17 protein-coding genes and 1 tRNA gene are annotated in these 22,800 nt (G+C 67.0%); 4 read left to right on the top strand and 14 right to left on the bottom strand.

What is annotated here, in order from left to right; all coding sequences use genetic code 11:
* Positions 1–10 precede the first annotated feature (10 nt).
* Positions 11–1,423, bottom strand: a complete 1,413-nt coding sequence (gene mgtE, locus ACJ4V0_RS11415; protein ID WP_448299700.1) for a magnesium transporter — start codon at positions 1,421–1,423, stop codon at positions 11–13.
* A 93-nt stretch (positions 1,424–1,516) separates the two neighbouring features.
* Here mgtE and ACJ4V0_RS11410 point away from each other — a divergent pair, with 93 nt between their 5' ends.
* On the top strand, positions 1,517–2,287 hold the full coding sequence (locus ACJ4V0_RS11410) for a polysaccharide deacetylase family protein (RefSeq protein WP_448299699.1): 771 nt from the start codon (positions 1,517–1,519) through the stop codon (positions 2,285–2,287).
* 56 nt (positions 2,288–2,343) lie between these two features.
* Here the strand turns inward: ACJ4V0_RS11410 and ACJ4V0_RS11405 are convergent, their stop codons facing one another.
* On the bottom strand, positions 2,344–3,936 hold the full coding sequence (locus ACJ4V0_RS11405) for an ABC transporter substrate-binding protein (RefSeq protein ID WP_448299698.1): 1,593 nt from the start codon (positions 3,934–3,936) through the stop codon (positions 2,344–2,346).
* A gap of 520 nt (positions 3,937–4,456) precedes the next feature.
* Between ACJ4V0_RS11405 and ACJ4V0_RS11400 the strand changes: the two genes are divergently transcribed.
* Together ACJ4V0_RS11400 and ACJ4V0_RS11395 are read left to right on the top strand one after the other, a co-directional pair.
* Positions 4,457–4,900: a tripartite tricarboxylate transporter TctB family protein gene (locus tag ACJ4V0_RS11400; protein ID WP_448299697.1), complete on the top strand. Its 444-nt coding sequence runs from the start codon at positions 4,457–4,459 to the stop codon at positions 4,898–4,900.
* A 1-nt stretch (position 4,901) separates the two neighbouring features.
* Positions 4,902–6,413, top strand: coding sequence for a tripartite tricarboxylate transporter permease (locus ACJ4V0_RS11395; RefSeq protein WP_448299696.1), 1,512 nt, complete (start codon positions 4,902–4,904; stop codon positions 6,411–6,413).
* Positions 6,414–6,537: 124 nt separating this feature from the next.
* On the opposite strand, the gene ACJ4V0_RS11390 is transcribed toward ACJ4V0_RS11395, so the two are convergent.
* The 3 genes from ACJ4V0_RS11390 to ACJ4V0_RS11380 all read right to left on the bottom strand — a co-directional run bounded on the left by ACJ4V0_RS11390 (position 6,538) and on the right by ACJ4V0_RS11380 (position 9,451).
* Positions 6,538–6,622, bottom strand: a tRNA-Leu gene (locus ACJ4V0_RS11390).
* Positions 6,623–6,704: 82 nt separating this feature from the next.
* Positions 6,705–8,726 (bottom strand): acetyl-CoA carboxylase biotin carboxylase subunit, encoded by a 2,022-nt coding sequence (locus tag ACJ4V0_RS11385; RefSeq protein ID WP_448299695.1) that lies wholly within the window; start codon positions 8,724–8,726, stop codon positions 6,705–6,707.
* A 158-nt stretch (positions 8,727–8,884) separates the two neighbouring features.
* Positions 8,885–9,451, bottom strand: coding sequence for an NADPH-dependent FMN reductase (locus ACJ4V0_RS11380; protein WP_448299694.1), 567 nt, complete (start codon positions 9,449–9,451; stop codon positions 8,885–8,887).
* Positions 9,452–9,581: 130 nt separating this feature from the next.
* On the opposite strand from ACJ4V0_RS11380, the gene ACJ4V0_RS11375 reads away from it, so the two are divergent.
* Positions 9,582–10,019 (top strand): winged helix-turn-helix transcriptional regulator, encoded by a 438-nt coding sequence (locus ACJ4V0_RS11375; RefSeq protein ID WP_448299693.1) that lies wholly within the window; start codon positions 9,582–9,584, stop codon positions 10,017–10,019.
* On the opposite strand, the gene ppx is transcribed toward ACJ4V0_RS11375, so the two are convergent.
* From ppx to ACJ4V0_RS11330, 9 genes are all read right to left on the bottom strand, one after another.
* Positions 10,009–11,532 carry an exopolyphosphatase gene (ppx, locus tag ACJ4V0_RS11370; protein ID WP_448299787.1) on the bottom strand — a complete coding sequence of 508 codons (1,524 nt, stop codon included), beginning with the start codon at positions 11,530–11,532 and terminating at the stop codon, positions 10,009–10,011. The two genes, ACJ4V0_RS11375 and ppx, sit on opposite strands and share 11 nt — an antisense overlap.
* On the bottom strand, positions 11,522–13,795 hold the full coding sequence (locus ACJ4V0_RS11365) for an RNA degradosome polyphosphate kinase (protein ID WP_448299692.1): 2,274 nt from the start codon (positions 13,793–13,795) through the stop codon (positions 11,522–11,524). Before ACJ4V0_RS11365 ends, ppx begins: the two co-directional genes overlap by 11 nt.
* A gap of 90 nt (positions 13,796–13,885) precedes the next feature.
* Positions 13,886–14,587, bottom strand: a complete 702-nt coding sequence (locus ACJ4V0_RS11360; protein WP_448299691.1) for an HdaA/DnaA family protein — start codon at positions 14,585–14,587, stop codon at positions 13,886–13,888.
* 1 nt (position 14,588) lies between these two features.
* Positions 14,589–15,692 carry an AI-2E family transporter gene (locus ACJ4V0_RS11355; RefSeq protein ID WP_448299690.1) on the bottom strand — a complete coding sequence of 368 codons (1,104 nt, stop codon included), beginning with the start codon at positions 15,690–15,692 and terminating at the stop codon, positions 14,589–14,591.
* Positions 15,693–15,789: 97 nt separating this feature from the next.
* Positions 15,790–16,320 carry a CDP-alcohol phosphatidyltransferase family protein gene (locus ACJ4V0_RS11350; protein ID WP_448299689.1) on the bottom strand — a complete coding sequence of 177 codons (531 nt, stop codon included), beginning with the start codon at positions 16,318–16,320 and terminating at the stop codon, positions 15,790–15,792.
* 92 nt (positions 16,321–16,412) lie between these two features.
* Complete coding sequence (locus ACJ4V0_RS11345) at positions 16,413–17,294, bottom strand: alpha/beta fold hydrolase (protein ID WP_448299688.1); 882 nt, start codon at positions 17,292–17,294, stop codon at positions 16,413–16,415.
* The gene (gene aspS, locus ACJ4V0_RS11340; RefSeq protein WP_448299687.1) at positions 17,294–19,072 is read right to left on the bottom strand and encodes an aspartate--tRNA ligase; all 1,779 of its coding nucleotides are present in this window, start codon (positions 19,070–19,072) and stop codon (positions 17,294–17,296) included. The genes ACJ4V0_RS11345 and aspS overlap by 1 nt, the downstream gene beginning before the upstream one ends.
* A gap of 139 nt (positions 19,073–19,211) precedes the next feature.
* Positions 19,212–20,807: an OmpA family protein gene (locus ACJ4V0_RS11335; protein ID WP_448299686.1), complete on the bottom strand. Its 1,596-nt coding sequence runs from the start codon at positions 20,805–20,807 to the stop codon at positions 19,212–19,214.
* 418 nt (positions 20,808–21,225) lie between these two features.
* The gene (locus tag ACJ4V0_RS11330; RefSeq protein ID WP_448299685.1) at positions 21,226–22,572 is read right to left on the bottom strand and encodes a porin; all 1,347 of its coding nucleotides are present in this window, start codon (positions 22,570–22,572) and stop codon (positions 21,226–21,228) included.
* Between the last annotated feature and the right edge of the window lie 228 nt (positions 22,573–22,800).

Below are 22,800 nucleotides of genomic sequence, written 5' to 3'. Positions count from 1 at the left end.
GCCATGCCGCTCACAGCCTGAACCACCATGTCGCAATGGTCAGGAAGCTGAAGAACCCGATGACATCCGTCACCGTGGTGACGAAAGGACCGGACGAGATCGCCGGATCGATCTTCATCCGGTCGAGGGCCAGGGGCACCAGGACGCCGCCCAGCGATCCCGCCATGAGGTTGCAGATCAGGGCGAGCCCGATCACCGCACCGATGCCTACATTGGTGAACCAGAAGCTGGCCACCGTGCCGGTGATGACCGCAAATCCGATGCCGTTGAGAAGACCGACCATCGCCTCGCGGCGGACGATACGCCAGGCATTGCGGGGCCCGAGTTCGCGGGTTGCGAGCGCACGCACGGCCACCGTCATCGTCTGCGTCGCGGCGCTGCCGCCCTGGCTCGCCACGATGGGCGCGAGGATGGCGAGCGCGACCATGGCCTCGAGCTGGTGCTCGAAGGATTTCAGCACGGTGGTCGCCAGGAAGGCCGTGACGAGATTGATCAGCAGCCAGCGGAAACGGCTCTTGGCGGTGGTCCAGACGCTGTCGGAGATCTCCTCGTCCGCCTTGACGCCGCCGAGCGCTTTGATGTCCTCGTCAGCCTCCTCCTCGATGACGTCGACGATGTCGTCGACGGTCAGCACGCCGACGAGGCGATTGGCCTCGTCCACCACGGGCGCCGAGAGCAGGTTGTAGCGCTCGAAGAGCAGCGCCACATCCTCCTGGTCCTCGGAGGCGCCGACCGTGTGCATCTCCTCCTCGAGGATATCGGTGACGGTCACCGGCCGCTTGGTGCGCAGCAAGCGGTCGAGACGGATGTGCCCCTGCAGGTGGAACGCCGGATCGATGACGAAGATTTCAGTGAAGTCGTCGGGCAGATCGGCGGATTCGCGCAGATGGTCGATCACCTGCCCGACCGTCCAGAACGGCGGCACGGCGATGAACTCGTCCTTCATCAGGCGGCCGGCCGACCCCACCGGATAGTCGAAGGCCCGGCGCAGGGCGAAGCTGTCGCCGGGCGCCAGCCTGTCCAGGATCTGCGACCGGTCGTCGTCGTCGAGGCCCTCGAGAATGGAGACGGCGTCGTCGGTCTCGAGGTCGGCGATGCCCTCGGCCACCTGTTCGGGGGCCATGTCCTCGAGAATCTCGACACGAATCGTCTCGTCGACTTCTGTCAGGGCGGTGAAGTCAAAATCGGAGCCCAGGAGCTCGATGAGCTTGCCGCGATCGTCGGACTTGAGCTGCGACAGCACCGCGCCGACGTCGGCCTCGTGCGCGGCCGAGACGAGGGCCTTCAGGCTGCCGGCGTCATTGACCGCGAGAGCCGCCAGCACGACCTTCAGGACGGCGGGAAGAAGCTCGCCATCCTCGTCGCGCCAGTCCCGGTCGCGCCATTCTTCCGCCATGGCGGCAGGCGACGTGGTTTCGGCCATGGATGCCTCCCGGAGCGAGGGGATGAACTTGGGTGGGGATGCACCGTTCTTGGATGCGCCGCCCGCGTTTGGCAAGCACAGGATGACGCGACGATGAAACGTGCCTGCACTGCGACCCGTCGAACCCTTCTCGGCGCGCTCGCCATGCCGCTGCTCGCTGCCCCGGCCCTCGCCGCGACATGTGGCGGGGGCCGCCTCGGCACGGCGCGGGTCCTGCCCGTGGCGACAGGCAACGGCCTGCGCGTCGGCCGCAAGAGCTACCCGCGTACCCTGCCGCTCAGCCCCGGCGAGGTGGTGCTGACTTTCGACGACGGACCGCATCCCGGCACCACGGAACCCATCCTCACGACCCTCGCCGAGAACTGCGTGCGGGCGACCTTCTTCATGATCGGGCGCCAGGCCGCGGCCCACCCTGCCCTCGCACGCCGGGTGCTCGCGGCGGGCCATACGGTCGGTCATCACTCGATGACCCATCCGATGACGCTGGCGCAGCTTCCACAAGCCGAGGCCGAAGCCGACATGGAGGCGGGCTTCGCCGCCGTCGATCGCGCGCTCTATGGCCGCTATGCCGGCCGGCCCCGCACGCCGTTCTTCCGCTATCCGGGCTTCGGCGATTCCGCTGCGCTGAACCAGGCGCTCGCCGCCCGCGGCATCGGCGTCTTCGGCTGCGACCTGTGGGCGAGCGACTGGAACGATATGGCGCCCGACGCCCAACTGGCGCTGGTCACGCGACGGCTACGCCAGACGCGCGGCGGCATCCTGCTGTTTCACGACACCCGCCCGCAGACTGCGGCGATGCTGCCGGACCTGCTGCATGCGATGGCGAGCGACGGCTACCGCATCGTCCACATCGTGCCGGCCTGAGACGGTGGTCGGGTGGAGGCGACCGAAGCCGCCTCCCCCGCAAGGACGCGCCCCAATCAGGCCTTGCGCTCGATGTTCCAGATCACCGGGAAGCCGAAGTCGATGACGCCCTCGAGCTCGCTGCGCCACACCGCCGGGCTCTGGAACTGGCCGGCGATGGGGAAGGTCGCGTTTTCCAGCGCGAACTTCTGGATCTCCTCGGCGATCACCTTGCGCTTGGCCGGATCGCTCTCCGCCTCGAAGCGCTCGATCGCCGGCACCATCGGCTGCACGCAATAGCCCCAGGGCTGGTTGCCGGTGCAGTTGAAGCCGACGCCGAGGTTGGACAGCGGATCGGACATGTCGAAACCGGTGTAGACCACCGGGATGACGCTCCATCCGCCCTGCTCCAGCGGGTTCTTCTGCACCCAGCGCTGGGCGATGGCCGACCATTCAAGCCCCTGGACATCGACATTGAACCCGGCGCGCTTCATCCGGTCGATCAGCACCGCGCCGAAGGGATTGAGCAGCGGGCTGTCGAGCGGATGCAGGACGACGATCTTCTCGTTCTTGTAGCCGGCCTCGGCCAGCAGGGCCTTGGCCTTGTCGATGCTCGGATTGGCGATGCTGCCGCTGCCGCCCGTGTTCTCGAACGGCGCGCCGCACATGAACATGGAGGTGCAGTCGGGCTTGCCGAGATCGCCGCCGAAGCCGGCGCCGGCCAGCACCTCACCGCGGTCGAGGCACTGCTGGATGGCCCGGCGGACGAGCACGTTGTCCATTGGCGCCTGGAAGTGGTTGATCGAGACCGCATACATGAGGTTGGCGCGGCCGCTCGCCTGGGCGAAGGTGAGGTTGCGGTCGCGACGCATGCGCGGAATGAGATCCACCGGCGCATATTCGAGATAGTCGACCTCGCCGCGCGTCAGCGCGGCATAGCGCAGCGCGATGTCCGGCATGGTCAGCATCTCGACGCGCTCGATCTTGGCGATCTTGCCGCCGGCGAGGCCGTCGGCCGCCTCGCTGCGCGGCACATACTTGTCGAACTTGCGGAAGGAAGCGCGGTCGCCCGGCACCCATTCGCTGCGCTGGAAGACATAAGGACCGGAGCCGATGATCTCGGAGACCTGCTGCGTTGGCGGGGTGGCGTTGGCGATGCGTGCCGGCATGATCATCGGCACATGAACCGACGGCTTGCCGAGCGCCTCAAGCACGCCGCCGAAGGGCCGTTTCAGCTTCAGCGTGAAGGCATCCGGACCGTCAGCCGTCAGCTCGCCGGTGGCCGCCATCAGGCGACGGCCGATGGAGTCGCGGTTGCCCCAGCGCTTCAGCGAGGCGATGACATCCTCCGACGTCACCTTGTTGCCGTCGTGGAAGGCAAGGCCGCTGCGCAGCTTGAACTTCCAGGTCAGGCGGTCGGCGCTGATCTCCCAGCCCTCCAGCATCTGCGGCTTGTACTCGCCCTTGCCGTCGAGCGAGACCAGCGTGTCGAAGACGAGATAGCCGAAGTTGCGCGTCACGAAGGACGGGCTGGCGATCGGGTCGAGGTTCTGCAGACCGACATTGACGACGAAACGCAGCGGCCGGTCGCGCGACTGGCCGAACGTGGCCCTCGGGGCCGCCAGGATCGCGGCGGCTGCGACAAGGCCCTGCCTACGGGTGATGCGCATGGAAAAGCTCCCTCGATCTGGTCGGGCATAGGGAATTGCGGACGGCACCTCCCCGACGACGGGGCCGCCTTTCCACACGAAGCGTATGGAAGTTTCTTCTCGTCAGACATGCGAAGTTGGCAAGACTGGTGTCCAATGCCGACACATCATTATCGGTCAGCGATACGATGGATGCACCGACTGCAGTGTCGCAGGCCCGGCGGGAGCGTGTGTCGCGGGCAAGCCCTGCATGCGGCAAAAGCGCGCCCCCCTCGCCAAAGCGCGTTGCAATCTGATCGCATCTCTATTGTCTAGTTACCGTAACGGTATATTCGTTTCGAGAAATTTACGTGTAACACAACACAATTGACTAATACGGCAATATTATCACAATTCACTTTATAGTCTTATACTGACGAATTCGCGCCTTGCTTGCCAGCAATCGCCGGCATCGCCTATGAACACGATGGGCATGGATCGTTGCATTGGTTCCCCCATCCCCATCACACAAGAACATCACCCTTTAGGGGAGGCTCTCCACGTGCTGCGAATTGACCTGCGCGACCTCATCGGAGGCGCCCTCCTGTTTGCTCTTGGTGTCTGGTTTCTGGTCCGGTCGCTCCAGCTCCAGGTCGGCACGAGTACGGCCATGGGCCCGGGCTATTATCCAATGCTGGCATCGGGAGCGATGATCGGCCTGTCGCTGATCATCGTCGTTTCATCCCTCGTCCGCCCGGGCGATGCACCCGAGGTGTCCTGGCGGCCGCTGCTGAGCGTCGGCGCGTCCATCCTGACCTTCGCCATCGTGATGGATTTCCTCGGCCTCATGCCGGCCATCTTCGCCACCGTCGCGATCGCCTCGCTGGCCGACCGCCGCTCCCGCCCCGTGCCGACGCTGCTTCTGGCCGCGGGTCTGTGCGTGGGGGCCTATGTCCTGTTCATCAAGCTGCTCGGCATGCCCATGCAGCCCCTCAAGTGGTACTGACATGGATCTGCTGGCCAATATGGCGCTGGGTTTCCAGACCGCCTTCTCTCCCGAAAACCTGCTCTATTGCTTCCTGGGGGTCTTTCTCGGGACCTTCATTGGCGTTCTGCCGGGCATCGGCGCGCTTGCCGCCGTCTCCATGCTCCTGCCGGTGACCTTCTACCTGTCGCCCACGGCGGCGCTCGTCATGCTCGCGGGCGTCTACTACGGCGCCGAATATGGCGGCTCGATCGCCTCCATCCTGCTCAACCTCCCGGGCACGCCTTCCGCGGCGGTGACCTGCCTCGACGGCTATCCGATGTCGCAGCAGGGGCGCGCCGGCGAGGCGCTGTTGATGACGACAGTTGCCTCCTTCGTCGGCGGCAGCGTCGGCATCATCCTGCTGATGGGGTTTGCGCCGCTTCTCTCGAAGGTCGCGCTGGCCTTCGGGGCGGCGGACTATTTCGCCGTCATGTTATTCGGACTTCTCGCGGCCAGCGCCATCAGCCAGGGCTCGCCCGTGAAGGGCATCATCATGGTGGTGCTCGGCGTCCTCATCGGCTGCATCGGCGCCGATCTGGAAACCGGGGCCGACCGCTTCACCATGGGCTTCCACAACCTGTTCGACGGCGTCAGCATCATCGCCCTGGCGATGGGTCTCTTCGGCATTTCCGAAATCATCGCATCGATCAAAGGCAGCCAGCAGCGCCCCCACACGCGGATCACCTTCCGGTCCATGCTGCCGAGACCCGGCGAGATGAAGCGGTCCATCATGCCGATGGCGCGCGGCGCCGCGATCGGCTCCCTGTTCGGCACCCTGCCCGGCACCGGCCAGACCATCGCCGCCTTCATGAGCTATGTGGTGGAGAAGAAGGTCTCGCGAACGCCCGAGCGGTTCGGCAAGGGGGCGATCGAAGGGATCATGGGGCCGGAGGCCGCCAACAATGCAGCCGCGCAGACCGCGTTCATTCCGACCCTGACCATGGGCATTCCCGGCGCCGCCACGATGGCGCTGATGCTCGGCGCCCTGATGATCCACGGCATCACGCCCGGCCCCATGCTGATGACGAACCGGCCCGAACTGTTCTGGGGCCTCGTCGCGAGCTTCTGGATCGGCAACGTGCTTCTGGTGGTCCTGAACGTGCCGCTGATCGGGCTGTGGGTGCGGATCCTCACCGTGCCCTACCACCTGCTCTACCCTGCCATCCTGGTGCTGATCTGCATCGGGGTCTACAGCGTCAACAACAGCGTCTTCGACGTCTATATGGCGCTCGGATTCGGCCTCATCGGCTATGCGATGCGGGTGCTCGGGTTCGAGCCGGCGCCCCTGCTGATCGGCTTTGTTCTGGGGCCGATGATCGAGGAGAACTTCCGGCGCGCCATGCTGATGGCGAGAGGTGACTACCTGAGCCTCTTCGACCGGCCGATCAGCGCCACGCTGCTGACGCTGGCCTTGCTCCTCGTCGTCTGGGCGCTCTACGCGACGGTCCGGCAGGCTCTACGACGCCCGGCTGCGGCGAAATCGGCCGTCTGACATGACCCCTGTTCCCGGGGGCGCCCAAGGGCGCCTCCGGCCGAGGGACAAGCCCTTCGTGCCCTGACCCTGCGCCACGCAGCAAAAAGCCCCGGTGGACCTTCGTCCTCCGGGGCTTCGAATTTGGTGCGGTCGAGAGGACTCGAACCTCCACTCGGTTAAGAACTACCACCTCAAGGTAGCGCGTCTACCAGTTCCGCCACGACCGCAGTGCCGGGTTGCCCCGGCGAGGCGGCTGAATAGCAGAGCGTTCTTCTCGCCGCAAGGCTCAAACAACGCCCGCCGGCAGCCTCACGCGAACTCCATGATGACGGCGTCCACGGCGAGGCTGTCGCCGGCCTTGGCGGCGATGGACTTGACCTTGCCGTCGCGCTCGGCGCGCAGCACGTTTTCCATCTTCATCGCCTCGACGACGCAGAGCGCCTCGCCGGCCTTCACCTCCTGGCCGACCACAACCGCGATCGACTTGACGAGGCCCGGCATCGGGCAGGTCAGTTTCTTGCCCGTATCGGCGGCGACCTTCACCGGCATCAGCGCGGCGAGTTCCGCCTCGCGGCGGGTATAGACGTGAACCGTGGTCGCGATGCCGCGATAGGCGAGCGTGACGCCATTGGGCACCGTGCGGACGAGCAGGTTCACGGTGTGGCCGTCGACCTGTCCGGTGAAGACCGGCTGGCCCGGCAGCCAGGCCGAGACGACCGTATGGGTCGCGGTCTCGGCGCCGTCGGGTCCGTCGAACAGGCGCACGGCGATCTTGCCGCCCTCGTCGATGACCTCGGCGTCATGGCGCGTGCCGGCCATCAGCACGACCCGCTCGCGGTCGAAGGCGACCCGGTGCCCCTGGTGCATCTGGCCGGAGATCTTGCGTTTGCGGACGTTGTGGAGGTGGTCGATGAAGGCGGCGACGGAGGCCATCACGCCGGCGGCCTCCCCCTCTGGCAGGCGGGCCTTGAAGCCCTCGGGATATTCCTCGGCGATGAAGCCGGTCGAGAGATTGCCGGACTGCCAGCGCGGATGCTGCATCAGGGCCGAAAGGAAGGGAATGTTGTGCTGGATGCCCTCGATGGCAAAGGCGTCGAGGGCATCCGCCTGCGCCGCGATGGCCTTGGCGCGCGTCGGCGCCCAGGTGACCAGCTTGGCGATCATCGGATCGTAGTAGAGCGAGATCTCGCCACCCTCGAAAACGCCGGTGTCGTTGCGCACCACCGCCTCGCCGACCGGCCCCTCTGCCGGCGGCCGGTAGGTCACCAGGCGGCCGATGGAGGGCAGGAAGTTGCGATAGGGGTCCTCGGCGTAGATGCGGCTCTCGACCGCCCAGCCGTTCAGCTTCACCTTGTCCTGGGTGAGCGCGAGCGGCTCGCCGGCCGCCACGCGGATCATCTGCTCGACGAGGTCGATGCCGGTGATCATCTCGGTTACCGGATGCTCGACCTGCAGGCGGGTGTTCATCTCGAGGAAGTAGAAGGACTTGTCCTGGCCGGCGACGAACTCGACCGTGCCGGCGGAATCGTAGTTCACGGCCTTTGCGAGCGCGACCGCCTGCTCGCCCATGGCGCGGCGGGTGGCCTCGTCGAGCAGCGGCGAGGGCGCCTCCTCGATGACCTTCTGGTTGCGGCGCTGGATCGAGCACTCGCGCTCGCCGAGATAGATGACGTTGCCGTGCTTGTCGCCCAGCACCTGGATCTCGATGTGGCGCGGATTGACGATGAACTTCTCGACGAAGACACGGTCGTCGCCGAAGGAGGATTTCGCCTCGGACTTGGCCAACTGGAAGCCCTCGGCGACTTCCGAGGCGGAGTTGGCGATGCGCATGCCCTTGCCGCCGCCGCCGGCGGAGGCCTTGATCATCACGGGATAGCCGATCTCATCGGCGATGCGGGTGGCGTGCGCCGCGTCCTCGATCACGCCGAGGAAACCGGGCACGGTGGAGACATGCGCGGCCGCCGCCGCCTTCTTCGATTCGATCTTGTCGCCCATCGCCGCGATGGCGTGCGGGTTGGGGCCGATGAAGACGATGCCGTTGTCCTTCAGGGCCTGGGCGAAGGCCTCGCGCTCGGACAGGAAGCCGTAGCCGGGATGGACGGCCTCGGCGCCGGTCTCTTTGCAGGCGGCAATGATCTTGTCGATGACGAGATAGCTCTCGGCAGCGGCCGGCGGGCCGATATGGACGGCCTCGTCGGCCATCTCCACATGCATGGCGTCGCGGTCGGCGTCGGAATAGACGGCGACCGTCTTGATGCCCATCTTCCTCGCGGTCTTGATCACGCGGCAGGCGATCTCGCCGCGATTGGCGATCAGGATCTTCTTGAACATGCGGGAAAGTCTTTCAGGCGGCACGCAGCAAGGGGGAGATCGGATGGGTTCTAGAGCCAAGGCCCCTCACCCGTCCACTCAGCTAATGGGATGACGACCCCGGAACAGGGTTCCGGAGCCGCCACCATCCATGCAAATTGCCTGCCGAAAGACGGGGATCAGCCCCGCAGCGGCTTCAGCGCACCCGCCCACTTCACCAGTTCGTCGAGCACCTGCTTGGCGCTCGTCTCGATGAGATCGTTCGGCTTGAAGGCTGCGTCGGGGCCGAGGAAGGACCCGAAGCCGGGAACGGCGACCGCCTCCGGAATGGGCATCATCTTGAGGGTGGTGAGGATCGGCTTGATGTGCTGCACGGCGCGCAGGCCGCCGGACACGCCGCCATAGGCAGCGAAGGCCACCGGCTTGTAGGCCCATTCCTGCGCCAGGAACGTCAGCGCGTTGTAGAGCGCCGGCGAGACGCCGTAATTGTACTCGGGCGTGACGAAGACGAAGGCGTCGGCTGCCTTGACGCTCTCCGACCAGGCCTTGGTATGATCCTTCTCGTATTTGGCCATGCGCGGATGGTTCGGCTCGTCGAAGACCGGCAGCTTGAAGCTTGCGAGGTCGATGAGTTCGGCGGTGAAGCCGCCATGCGCGACGGCGTAGTCGTTGAACCACTTGCCGACCTGCGGGCCGACGCGGCCGGGGCGCGTGCTGGTGATGATGGTGTGGAGCTTGAGGCTCATGGTTGTCTCCTGTGCGGCGCCGCCGTGGGGCTTCCGCAGCGCGTGATTGGTAGTTACTCTTTGTAACCGAGGATAGTCTGGTAACTTGCGCTGCATCGCGCAAGAAGGCACGCGGAAGGAAGCAGGGCACATGGATGTGACCGACACGCACGACCGCCCCGAGGATTGCGCGGCGGTGAAACCGGTTCTGGCACGCATCGGCGACAAGTGGGTGGTGCTCATCGTCCGCATGCTGGGGCGGAAGGGCCCGCGACGGTTCAACGAGCTCAGGCGCGAGATCGGCACCATCTCGCAGCGGATGCTGACCCTGTCGCTGCGCGGGCTGGAGCGGGACGGCCTGGTGACCCGGACCGTCTATCCGACGATCCCGCCGCGGGTCGAATACGAGTTGACCGCGCTCGGCCGCTCGCTGATGGTGCCGATCGAGGCTCTCGGCAACTGGGCCTTCGCCCATCGCGAGGAGATGGACGCGGCGCGCGCCCGTTTCGACCGGCTGCACGGCAAGGCCGAGCGCCCTGCCCCGCCGAAGGCCGCAGCCCGGACAGCGGCCGCCGCCCTCAAGGGATGACGCGCAACTCGCTCTCGCGCCCGACGAGACGGCCGAGCGCCCGCAGCCGGTTGGACAGGCGCTCGCCGGCAAGCCCGGCGAGGTCGCCGGCCAGCGTCAGGACGAGGCGGCGGTCCTCGACCGCCACCGGCGCCCGCGGCAGGGCGCCCGGCATGGCGGCGGAGACCAGATAGGCGACGCGCATCGCCGCGCCGAGGATGCGGGCGCGGTCGAGCAGCCTGACGCCGACGAGTTCGCGGATGCGCGGCGACATGAACTCGTCGAGCAGGCCCTCGTGGCGGTAGAAGCTCGCCAGCGCCAGATAGGCGCGGCCCGGATGGTCGACCCCGACGAAATTGGCGTGGGCGATGATGTTGAGGCTCTGCTCGCCGCGATAGTCGGGATGGGCGCGCCAGCCGATATCGGCCAGCAGGCAGGCGGCATGGCGCAGCCGTTGCTCCTCCGCCGATTCCTCCAGATGGGTGACCTCCATGAACCGGTCGGTCCAGGCGATCAGTTCCTCGCCATGGCGCGGCGAACGGGAGCGCAGCAGGCAGAGCTCCCTGGCAGCCGAAATCAGCGGATCGGCCGCCCTCTCCTCATCGTCGAGGAGGGAATAGAGCAGGCCCTCGCGCACGCCGGTCACCGACAGCACCACCTTGTCGACCTTCGCGGCGCGAACCACCGCCTCGAGGACAAGGGCCCCGTAGGCGAGCAGCGGACGGCGGCTTTCCGCCACGACGTCGATGCGCGAAATCGAATCCGTCGGCTGGCGGCTGACGAGATAGCAGAAGTCGGCGATCTCCTTGCCGGTCAGGGAATAGCCGTGCATCACGTTGAGCGGATAGCCGCGCTGCGCCATGTGGAGCCTGGCCAGCGATCGCCAGGTGCCGCCGACCGCATAGAAGGTCAGGCCCTTGCCCTTCTTGAGGAGATCGACCTTGCCGACCAGCTTGGCGGCGATCCGCTCGGCCTTCTTCACCGATTGCCCTGAGGTGTCCTGCAGCGCCAGGCCGCCGAGCGGCAGTGTCACGCCGGCACCGATCTTCCCGCCCTTGAGATCCACCAGTTCGAGCGAGCCGCCGCCGAGGTCCCCGACGATCCCGTGGGGCTGGTGCATGCCCGAGACGACGCCGAGGGCGGCGAAATAGGCCTCCTCGCGGCCCGACAGCAGTCTCAGCGGCACGCCGCAGATCGCCTCGCAGGCCGCGATGAACTCGCCGCCGTTCTTCGCGTCGCGCACCGCGGCGGTCGCCAGCACATGCAGTTCGCCGACGCGCAATTGCCGGCAGAGCGCCCGGAACCGGCGGATCGAGGCCAGCGCCCGCGCCACGGCTTCGTCGCCCAGACGACCCGAGGTCAACACATTGCGGCCGAGGCCGCACAGCGCCTTCTCGTTGAAGATCGGGGTCGGCGAGCGCGTCAGCGCCTCATAGACGACGAGGCGCACGGAATTCGACCCGATGTCGATGACGCCGATCGTCGGACCGAGCTGGAGACGGCCCGGGGCGATCTCGAAGGCATCAGTCGTCAGCCCGCTCGGCCCTGGCGGCGAAGCGGCGGGGAGACGATTCCTTGAGCGATTTTCCACGTCCCGACAGGCTCGGATTGGTCATGAAGTATTTGTGCACGTTGAAGGCTTCTTCGCCTTCGGCCGGCTTGATACGCGTCGAGGTCCCATCCGGCAAGAGACGCCAGCTCTGCTGGTTGTCCTTCAGGTTGGCGATCATGATCTGGTCGAGCACCTGCTCATGGACCGTCGGGTTGACCAGCGGGCAGAGAACCTCGACGCGCCGGTCGAGATTGCGCGGCATCAGGTCGGCTGAGGAGATGTAGACCTTGGCCTTCGCGTGCGGCAGTCCATGGCCGCCGCCGAAGGCGTAGATGCGGCTGTGCTCGAGGAAACGCCCGACGATCGATTTGGCGTGGATGTTCTCCGACAGGCCGGGCACGCCCGGCCTCAGGCAGCAGATGCCGCGCACAACGAGGTCGATGCGCACGCCGGCCTGGCTCGCATCATAGAGCGCGTCGATGATCATGGGATCGACGAGCGAGTTCATCTTCAGCCAGATGGCGGCGGGCTTGCCGGCCTTGGCGAAGGCGATCTCTTCGGCGACGTGGTCGAGCAACCGCTTCTTCAGGCCGAGCGGGGAGACGGCCATGGCCTCCAGTTCCTGCGGCTCGGCATAGCCGGTGATGAAGTTGAAGGTGCGCGCGACATCGCGTCCGATCACCGCATCATCGGTGAAATAGGACAGGTCGGTGTAGATGCGCGCCGTGATCGGGTGATAGTTGCCCGTCCCGACGTGGCAGTAGGTAACGAGGTTCTCGCCCTCGCGGCGGATGACCATCGACAGCTTGGCGTGGGTCTTGAGCTCGATGAAGCCGAAGACCACCTGAACGCCAGCGCGTTCCAGATCGCGCGCCCAGCGGATATTGGCCTCCTCGTCGAAGCGCGCCTTCAGTTCGACCAGCGCGGTCACCGACTTGCCGGCCTCGGCCGCTTCCGCCAGCGCCTTGACGATCGGCGAGTCCGAGGAGGTGCGGTAGAGCGTCTGCTTGATGGCGACGACGTTGGGGTCGCGGGCGGCCTGGTTGAGGAACTGCACCACCACGTCGAAGCTCTCGTAGGGGTGATGCACCACCAGATCCTTCTGGCGGATGGCCGCGAAGCAGTCGCCGCCCTGGTCGCGGATGCGCTCGGGGTAGCGCGGCGCATAGGGGACGAACTTCAGGTCGGGACGGTCGAGCGAGACGAGCTGGGCCAGTTCATTGAGGGCGAGGACGCCTTCGACGCGGAAGATCTCGTCGTCGACGACGCCGAGTGCCCCGGCGATGAAATGCCGGAGGTCGTCGGGCATGGAGGCCTCGGCCTCGAGCCGGATGACCGAGCCGCGCCGGCGGCGCTTCAGCGCCGACTCGAAATGGCGGACGAGGTCCTCGGCTTCTTCCTCGATCTCGAGGTCGCTATCGCGGATGACGCGGAAGGCGCCCTGCCCCTTCACGTCATAGCCGGGGAACAGGCGGTTGATGAACAGGCCGACCGTCTGCTCCAGTGTGACGAAGCGCCGGGCGCCGGTCTCCGCGAGGTCGGGCAGCCGGATGAACCGGTCGATCTTGGCGGGCACGCGGATGAGCGCGCGCATCGGTCGGCTGTCGCTCTGGCGCTGCAACTGCAGGGCGACCGTGAAGCCGAGGTTGGGAATGAAGGGAAAGGGATGGGCCGGGTCGATCGCCAGCGGCGTCAGCACCGGAAAGACATGGCCAAGGAAATGGTCCTCCAGCCAGGCGCGCTCGGCCTTGGTGACATCAGGAGCATCCACCAGCACGATGCCCTCGTGCAGCACCTCCTCGCGCAATTCGCGCCAGCGCTTCTGCTGGTCGGAGGCAAGGCTGGCGACGGCCTCGGAGATTCGCGACAACTGCTCGGCCGGGGTCAGGCCGTCCGGCGAGACGGTCCCGACGCCCTGCAGCACCTGCCCGCGCAGGCCGGCGACGCGCACCATGAAGAACTCGTCGAGATTGTTCGCCGAGATCGACAGGAAGCGGAGCTGTTCGAGCAGAGGATGGTTGCGGTTGGACGCCTCCTCCATCACGCGCCGGTTGAACTGCAGCCAGGACAGCTCGCGGTTGATGAAGCGCTCCGGACGATCGCGAAGATCGCTGATCGCGGCCGCCGCCTCCTGGGCGACGACGCGCACCGCCGAGGCCGCCGCAGCAGCCTGGCTGCGGCCATGGCCCTTGGCGTCGGCAGCCACGCGCGTGGCCGCATCCTTCTTCGTGTCGAGCGTCGTCATCATGTCCTCGCCGGGTGGAACGCGCCACCCTTCCCCTGCCATCATGACGGCACTGTGACGGCCGTCAAAGAGGGCGGGCGCCCCGACAGGTCAGATCAGGGTCGGCTGCATGACGCGGTCGAGGACCTGCGAGGCGAGCGGACGGGTGAGCCGCCGCCCGGTTTCCAGCGCTTCGCGATCGAGTTCTGCGACAAGCCGCCGCGCCGAATCCAGCGAGCGTTCCATCCGCCGGGCGAGGAACTCCACAATCTCGGCGTCGACCACCAGTTGCCGGTCGGCGAAGAGCTTGACGAGGACGGAGCGCAGCAGCCCGTCCTCCGGCTCGGCGACGGCAACGACCGGGAGCGCCCGCAGGCGCGAGGCGAGGTCCCTCAGGCCGGTGCCCCAGGACACTGGCGCCTCGCGGGCCGTCATGAGCACGAAGGCGTCCTCTTCGCGGGCGCTGTTGAGGAGGTGGAACAGGGCGACTTCGGACGTCCGCGGGCCTGCGTCTTCCAGAAGCAGGGCGCCGGTGGCGAGCGCCTCGGCCGGATTGGAGCCGGCAAGATCACGGGCGGCAAGGCGCCGGGCGCCGGCCATGTCGGCCCAGATCGCGCCGAGATGGCTCTTGCCGGCGCCGGGCGGCCCCACCAGCGCCACCACCTTGGACGGCCAGTCGGGCCAGGATTCGATCAGCCCCAGCGCCGTCTCGTTGCAGGGGGCGGCGAGGAAATCGTCCCGGGACAGACTTTCAGGCAGCGCCAGATCCAGCGCCATCTGGCGCGGACCGGATCGCGTCGCACTCGGAACCATCTCACATCTCCGGCCGCGCCGAACCGTCATGCGGCCGGGGCCGCGGCACGCCCGTATACAGCGGGCTCGCGAGGTACTGCCGGATCGCGAAGCGGGTCAAGACCCCGACGGAGGCGGCCAGGGGGACCGCCAGCATGAGGCCGGCAAAGCCGAACAGCGCGCCGAAGGAGAACAGCGCGAACATCAGCCAGACCGGATGGAGGCCGACCGACTCGCCGACAAGATTGGGATAGAGGACGTAGGACTCGAAGAAGATGCCGATGCCGAAGATCGAAAGGATAATGAGGACCATGGTCCAGTCCGGCCAGAACTGGACGATGGCGACGCCGAGCGCCAGCGTCAGTCCGGTGATCGAACCGACATAGGGGATGAAGGACAGGAAGCCGGTTCCCAGGCCGATCAGCAGGCCGAAATTGAGCCCCGCACCGGTCAGCGCCATGCCGTAATAGATCATCAGCACGACGCAGACGGTCGCCTGCCCGCGCACAAAGCCGGCCATGGCGACATTCATCTCGCGCATCAGGCCGAGGATTGTCTCGCGGTGCTGCAGCGGCAGCCAGGAATCGATCTTGGCCATCATGCGCGGCCAGTCCTTCAGCAGGTAGAAGGCGACCACCGGCGTGATGATCGCCAGCGCGAAGAGATAGAGGAAGGTGGCGCCGCCCGTCCAAAGGCTCTGCTGCACGAAGGAGGCGGCCCAGCCCGTCGATTGCGAGACGATGTCTCCGATCGTCCGCGACACGTCGGGCAGCCGGTCGCCCAGAACCCGCTGCAGCCATTCGCGGTTCTGCTCGGTGGCAAGCGCCTGGAGTTGCACCACATAGCTCGGCAGGCGGGTGACGAAGGCGGTCAGCTGGTTGGCGAGGATCGGCACGATCAGCACGGTCAGAACCACGAAGACGACGACGAAGGTGCCGATCACCGTCAGCGCGCCAACGATGCGGGGAACGCGGATCAATTCCAGCCGGCTGACGATGGGATCGAGGAAATAGGCCAGCGCCAGGCCCGCGATGAACGGCAGCAGGATGCCGCGCAGGACGAACAGCGACAGCGCCAGCACGGCGAGCCCGCCGATCCAGAAGCCGACCTGTCTCTGCAACGTCAAGGGCAAGTCCTCTCAAGGCGGGCGCGGGGCGGACCCGCGCGTCCCAAGGTCGCAATGCGGGAGCCAGCATGCAAGGGGCTGTCGCGCGCGGGCGCGATCAGTTCGACATGTGCCTCACCCACCCGACCATATAGGCGCCGGCCGAGGCGAGGGTGAGGACCGCCACCGCCCACATGGCGATGAAGATCGCCCAGTCGAGGTCGAGGCTGAGCCCCTTGGCCGCCAGGACAAGCGCGGCGAAGACGATCTGCGCCACCGTATTGGCTTTGGAGACCAGCAGGGGCTGGATCGTCAGCGGCCGCTCGATCAGCGTCGACAGGACGACCGCGCCGACGATCATGATGTCGCGCGAGACGACCAGGATCGCCACCCACGGCGGGATGAAGCCGAAGATCGCCAGCGAGATGTAGATCGACACGATCAGCGTCTTGTCGGCGAGCGGGTCGAGATAGGCGCCGAGTTCGGTCTGCTGATCGAACCGCTTGGCGATGTAGCCGTCCACCGCGTCCGTCACGCCGGCGATGACGAAGGCCGCCAGCGCGATGCCCATCTGCCCCTGCGCGATCGCCCAGACGACGACCGGCACAAGAAGGATGCGCAGCAGCGTCAGAAGATTTGGAATGTTCACTGTGCTGCGCTGTCGCGATTGCCCCCGGGACGAGGACCTTAGTGTGACGCCATCGCACTGCCAAGGCGGCGCAAGGGCACAGTCCCCAGGGATCAGGCCGCATCGCGCCGCCGCACGAAGTCCGCGATGCGCCCGATTGACCCTTCGTCGGTGAGCAGCGGCGCATGGCCCTGCCCGACAACCGTGACGACCTCCATGTCCGGCCGGCGCTCCGCCATGGCCGCGACCGTGTCCGCAGACAGGATGTCGGAACGGTCGCCGCGGATGACCATGAGCGGCACGTCCCCGAGGCCGTCGAACTGCGGCCATAGCGTCGGCAGGGGCGCGTCGAGGTCGGCGGTCTCGAGCGTCTTCGCCAGGGCCGGATCGAAGGCGGGCGCGAAGACACCGTCCCTGTCCGTCCAGATGCTCTCCGCCTGGCCGCGCCAGTCCGCGTCGGTCAGTGCGGGAAAGCGCTCGGCCCCGGCGGCCTTCAGAAGCGCGACCGCCTCGTCGATGGTGGCGGGCTCCCGCAGCCGGTCGAGATAGGCCCTGATCCGCGCAAGGCCCACATTCTCGATCACCGGGCCGATGTCGTTGAGGATCGCCCCGGCGAGGAGATCGGACCTGACCATACCAGCCAGCATGGTGAGGAGGCCGCCGCGCGACGTGCCGAGGAACACCGCCCTGGCGACGCCAAGTTCGGCGAGCACGGACAGGGCGTCGCCGAGTTCCACCGGCAGGGCGTAGTTCTGCCAGTTGGCGTCCCAGCCGGAGAGGCCGCGCCCGCGATAGTCGAGGGCGATCACCTGTCGCTCGGGCGCGAGTGTCCGGGCCAGACCGTCGAAATCGCCGGAATTGCGGGAGAGGCCCGGCAGGCAGACGAGCGGGACCCGGCCCCCAACCGGCCTGCCATAGACCCGGGCATGGAGCCGGAGGCCATCCTGCGCCGTGACGAAGCGGCTCTCGAAGGCGCCCTCGCCCACCGCCGTCATCACGGCTTCTTGGGGTCGATGGCGATGCGGATGGAGAGCTCGCGCAACTGCTTCGGCGTCGCCTCGTTCGGCGCGCCCATGAGTAGGTCCTCGGCGCGCTGGTTCATCGGGAACAGCGAGATCTCGCGCAGGTTCTGGGTGCCGCAGATCAGCATGACGATACGGTCGACGCCCGCCGCCATGCCGCCATGCGGCGGCGCGCCGTAGTGGAAGGCGCGATACATGCCGCCGAACCGCTCGATCACGGTCGCCTCATCATAGCCGGCGAGCTCGAAGGCCATGACCATGGCCTCCGGGCGATGGTTGCGGATGCCGCCGGAGGCGATCTCGTAGCCGTTGCAGGTGATGTCGTACTGGAACGCCTTGATCGACAGCGGCTCCTGCGTCTTCAGCGCCTCGAGCCCGCCCTGCGGCATGGAGAAGGGATTGTGCGAGAAGTCGACCTTCTTCTCGTCCTCGTTCCACTCGTAGAAGGGGAAATCGACGATCCAGGCGAGTTCGAACCGGTCCTTGTCGATGAGGTTCAGCTCCTCGCCCACTTTCGCGCGGGCAAGGCCGGCGAACTTGACGAACTTCTCGGGGTCGCCGGCGACGAAGAAGGCGGCATCGCCCGCCTTCAGGCCCAGTTGCTGACGGATGGCTTCGGTGCGCTCCGGGCCGATGTTGTTGGCGAGCGGGCCGGCGCCCTCCCCGCCCTCCCGCCACATGATGTAGCCGAGGCCGGGCTGGCCCTCGCCTTGAGCCCAGGCGTTCATGCGGTCGCAGAAGGCGCGCGAACCGCCCGTCGGTCCGGGGATCGCCCAGACCTGGTTCTTGGCGTCCTCCAGCATGCGGGCGAAGACCTTGAAGCCCGAGCCGCGGAAATGCTCCGAGACGTCCTGCATCACGAGGGGATTGCGCAGATCCGGCTTGTCGGAGCCGTATTTGCGCATGGATTCGGCATAGGGAATGCGCGGGAAGGATTGCGTCACCGGCTTGCCCTCGGCGAAATCCTCGAACACGCCGCGGATGACCGGCTCCACCGCCGCGAACACGTCCTCCTGCTCGACGAAGCTCATCTCGAGGTCGAGCTGGTAGAACTCGCCGGGCAGGCGGTCGGCGCGCGGGTCCTCGTCGCGGAAGCAGGGCGCGATCTGGAAGTAGCGGTCGAAGCCGCTCATCATGATAAGCTGCTTGTACTGCTGCGGGGCCTGCGGCAGGGCGTAGAACTTGCCGGGATGAATGCGGCTCGGCACGAGGAAGTCTCGCGCGCCCTCTGGCGAGGACGCGGTGAGGATCGGCGTCTGGAACTCGAAGAAGCCCTGCCCCTTCATGCGTCGGCGGATGGAATCCACCACCTCGCCGCGCGTCATGATGTTCTTGTGCAGCTTGTCGCGGCGCAGATCGAGGAAGCGGTACTTGAGGCGCGTCTCCTCCGGGTACTCCTGGTCGCCGAAGACCTGCAGCGGCAGCTCGTCCGCCTTGCCCAGCACCTCAAGCTCGGTGATGAACACCTCGACGTCGCCGGTCGGGATCTTCGGGTTCTTCAGCCCCTCGTCGCGCGCCTTCACCTTGCCGTCGATGCGGATGACCCACTCGGCGCGGCAGGCTTCCAGCGCCTTGAAGGCCGGCGAATCCGGATCGGCAAGGCACTGGGTGATGCCGTAGTGGTCGCGCAGGTCGACGAAGAGAATGCCGCCATGGTCGCGGATGCGGTGGCACCAGCCGGAGAGCCGGACGGTCTCGCCGACATGGGTTGAACGCAGCTCGCCGCAGGTCTTGGAGCGATAGCGGTGCATGGAAGCCTCAAGGGTCTCGAAGGCGGCGCAAGGCGCGGGCCCAAAAATTCGAACGTGCGTCCCTTTAGCGGATGGATGCGCCGGCTTCAAACGGAAGCGGCGGCGGCGCTGCGCGAATTCGGCGGCGGGAACGCCCGGTTCACCGCGCGACGATCTCGATCCGGCGGTTGCGCGCCTTGTTGGCCGGCGAATCGTTGGGCACCAGCGGCTTCGTCGCGCCATGCCCTTCCGAGAGCAGCCGCCCCGCCTCGATCCCCTGGCGGATCAGGATGGCGACCACGGCCTGCGCGCGCCGATGGCTGAGATCGACGTTCTGGCTGGCGATCCCGTCGGAATCGGTATGCCCCTCGACCGAGAACCGAACCGACGGGCAGGCCTTCATGGCCTCGGCGATGCGGCGGAGCCTTGCGACGCTCTCCGGGCGGATGACCTCGCGGCCGAACTGGAACACGACGCCGCCCGCCGCCATCTCGGTCGCAATGGTGGCGAGGCAGGCGGGAGGCGCCGGCGGAGGAACGGCCGCCACCGGCGGCAGGGGAGCGGCAATGGTATGGCTGACCGTGAAGCCGAAGGGCACCGAGCCCTCGATCGCCGCACGCGCCGCAGCCGCGGCCGTCGATGACGCAACCTCGCCGGCAATCGCCAGTGCGGAATCCGACAGCGTCGCCCTGCCCCGGTCGAGCAGGACCAATTGCCCAATCGCGGCGATGGCGGCTGTCTCGAAGCCGGCCGGCGCGCCGCGCGCCACGACCTGCTCGTCGGTGACGCCGAGCGGCGCGAACAGGGCCTCCGCCGCAGCGGCAATGGACGCCCTGTCAGCGTCGGACGGCACATAGCCCTGCAGCCGCAGGCCCGACGCCGACTTCTCCGCCGTCCAGCGATAGGGCGTGACGACGGGCGCTTCGAGCCGCGATGCCTTGAGCGACACGCCGCCGGGCAGCGGGCTACTCCTGAGGGCAAGCGTCACCGCCGCGAAGCCGGCGCGGTCCGCCGCCTCCCCTTCGAGCGACAGGGCCGCGTCCTCCAGGCGCACGGCTCCCGTCGTCATCCGCGCGAGCTGCGTCAGCCCGAACCGCGCCGCGGCCATCCGGTCGGTGGACGGTGGCGCGCCATCCGCGACGACGAGGCTGTCCGAAACGGGTCCAAGTCCAAGTGACCCGGCAAAGGCTGCAAGTTCGCCCTTCTCCGCGCCGCTCGCGACAACGCCGCCCAGCGACAGGCCGCCGGCCGTTCGCTCGAGCGTCAGCACGAAAGGTTTGACGAGCGGCGCGGCGATCTCGCTGCGCAGCAGGGCGAAGCCGGCGGGACGTTGGCCGAGGGCGGCGGTCACAGCCGCCTGTCCGGCCAGCCCGTCGGGCCGACCCAGCACGGTCATGTCTGTGCCCGACAGAAGCACGGAGCCGGGTTTGAGGCGCGCGGAGAGACCGGCAGCCCAGATCGCCGCCGGCGCAAAGCCGGGCGGCGCATCCGGCGCCAGCGCCGTCATGTCGATCACCGCAATGTCGGCGGAGACGGCGCGAATGGCACCGAGCACCGCCTCGCGGCTCGCCTCGTCCGGCAGGGAGCCACCGAGGGCGACGAGGTCACCCTCGCGCACCAGAGAGAGCTGGTAGGGAGCGGGAGCCTCGGCCGTCTGGGCCGCACCGGGCGTCGGCGTCAGCGCCAGAACCCATAGCGCCGCCGCGATCAGGCGCGGCCAATGCCGCATGAAGCGCCCGAAACCTGCATCCGCCATGCCCTGCCCCCGTCGACGACGACCCGTGCCACCGCGCGCCGAATCCGGCGCAACTGCCCCTCCGGAATGCCGTCACGTCCCGTCCGACGCAAGGAAAAAGAACGGCACCACTTCGTTCATAATCCCAATTATCGATTGGTCACAAGATTATGCAAAATCGACAACTTTTTACAGAAGTGCCGGAGTCGCAACCGGCTTGGTTGTCCCGCAGCGGAGCGGGTGAAAGGGCCGCCGCCAGCGCAAAATCAGCCGTACTGGCCGAAGCAGAAACATGACCGACATCGGCGACGCACCCGCCATCCGCCCCTGTCGTCGTCCGGACGACGCACGAAGCGGCGAACGCCGCCAACAAAAAAGAACCCCGGCGGTTGCCCGCCGGGGTCTTTATAGACTGGAACCGGTCTGAGACCGGACCCGATCAGAAGTTGCGCTGGACGCGGAACATACCGGACCAGGCGGTCGCGTTGCCGATCGAGGCAGCCGGCGTGGTGCCGATGCCGCTGTCGCGCGAGCGGAGGTTCGAGTAGACCACCTCGACACCGAGGTCGAGGTTACGAACCGGCGACCAGACGGTGTTCACGCCAACCTGCCAGAAGCGGATGTCGTTGAGAGCCTGACCGGCGAGCGAACCAGCACCCGGGGAGTCGATGTTGACGTACTTACCCCAGATGGCGGAGCGGAGAGCCGGGGTCCAGAAGTGGCGGAAACCACCGTGGATGCCCCAGGCCTTCGACTTCACGATGCCGGTGCCGGCGGCGTTCAGCACACCGTCCGCATAGAGAGCGGTCAGCAGGCCCACGCCGACAGCCTGGCGGGTCTGGATGAGACCGTCCGAGTTATCGTTCGTGAAGACGTAGCCGAGAGCGCCGTCCGCGTAGGTCGCCTGCAACCACAGCACGTCGCCACGGGCAAGCATGTCGAGGTTCAGACGGACGCCACCGCCAACAGCCCAACCAGCAGAGGTCGCGCCAACAGCCGGCGGACCAGCAGCAACGGTCGTGCGGACTTCATGATAGGCAGCCATGATCTGGGCAGAGCCCCAACCCTGATCGACGCGCAGGTTACCGACGATGTCCGGGATAGCCTGACCGTTGTAGATCACGCCGTTGGTCTGGACGGCCGCAGCAGCGATCGTGCCGATCGCGCCGATGCGGCGGAACTGCGGATCCTCGATCGAGATCGTGGCCGAGAAGCCCGAACCGAACGACGCGGTGTAGGCGATCAGGTTCGACGAGTTGCGCGACGGGTCCATGGCGGCACCGGCGGAAGCAACGAACTGGACGTCGCCCTGGTAGAAGTTGAAGAACGAGGCCGAGTTACCGAACGTGAAGCCAGCGAACTGGATGAACGCGCGGGACATGTAGGCGGCCGACGCCTGACCCGTCGAACCAGCGCCGGTGGCGAGGGTCGCAGGCAGGACGTTGTTGCCCGGGCCGCGCTGGATGAGGAACTCACCATAGGCGCGGAGCAGACCGTACTCGGTGTTCGAACGAGCGTCGAAGTTCAGGAGCAGGCGGGTACGCGTCGAGTAGACGTTCGTCGCCGGCGAGAACTGCTGACCAACATAGGCATCCATGCGGACGTAGCCGCCGATGCGAAGGCAGGTGTCGGTGCCCGGGATGAAGAAGAAGCCCGCGCCGTAGGTGTCGCAGATGCGCACGTACTCGGCCGGGGCAGCCTTGCCCGGGAGATCCGCTGCCTGAGCGCCGGTCAGGGCAACGAAGCCCGCCGCAGCGCCGAGAAGAAGGCTCTTAACCGTCTTCATTGTGTAGACCTCCAATGTTTCTCCTGAGGGAGCCTGGTTCCCTGGTTCCTGTCCGGTTTCCCGAAGAAGGCCTTGGTTCCGATATTCCCCGTTTGGCCGCCTTTTCTGCTGTCGTGGCTGAGTGCCGTTCGACCCCAGGAAGGGCGGTGCGACCGGGGTGCCCCCCTTCGTCGCAAGGTCACCATTACCGATGCCCCCGCGCCGATCAATCGAAACAAGGGCTCCGAA

This window comes from Phreatobacter aquiterrae, from assembly GCF_053471285.1.
This window is presented reverse-complemented; position numbering and strand designations above follow the sequence as displayed.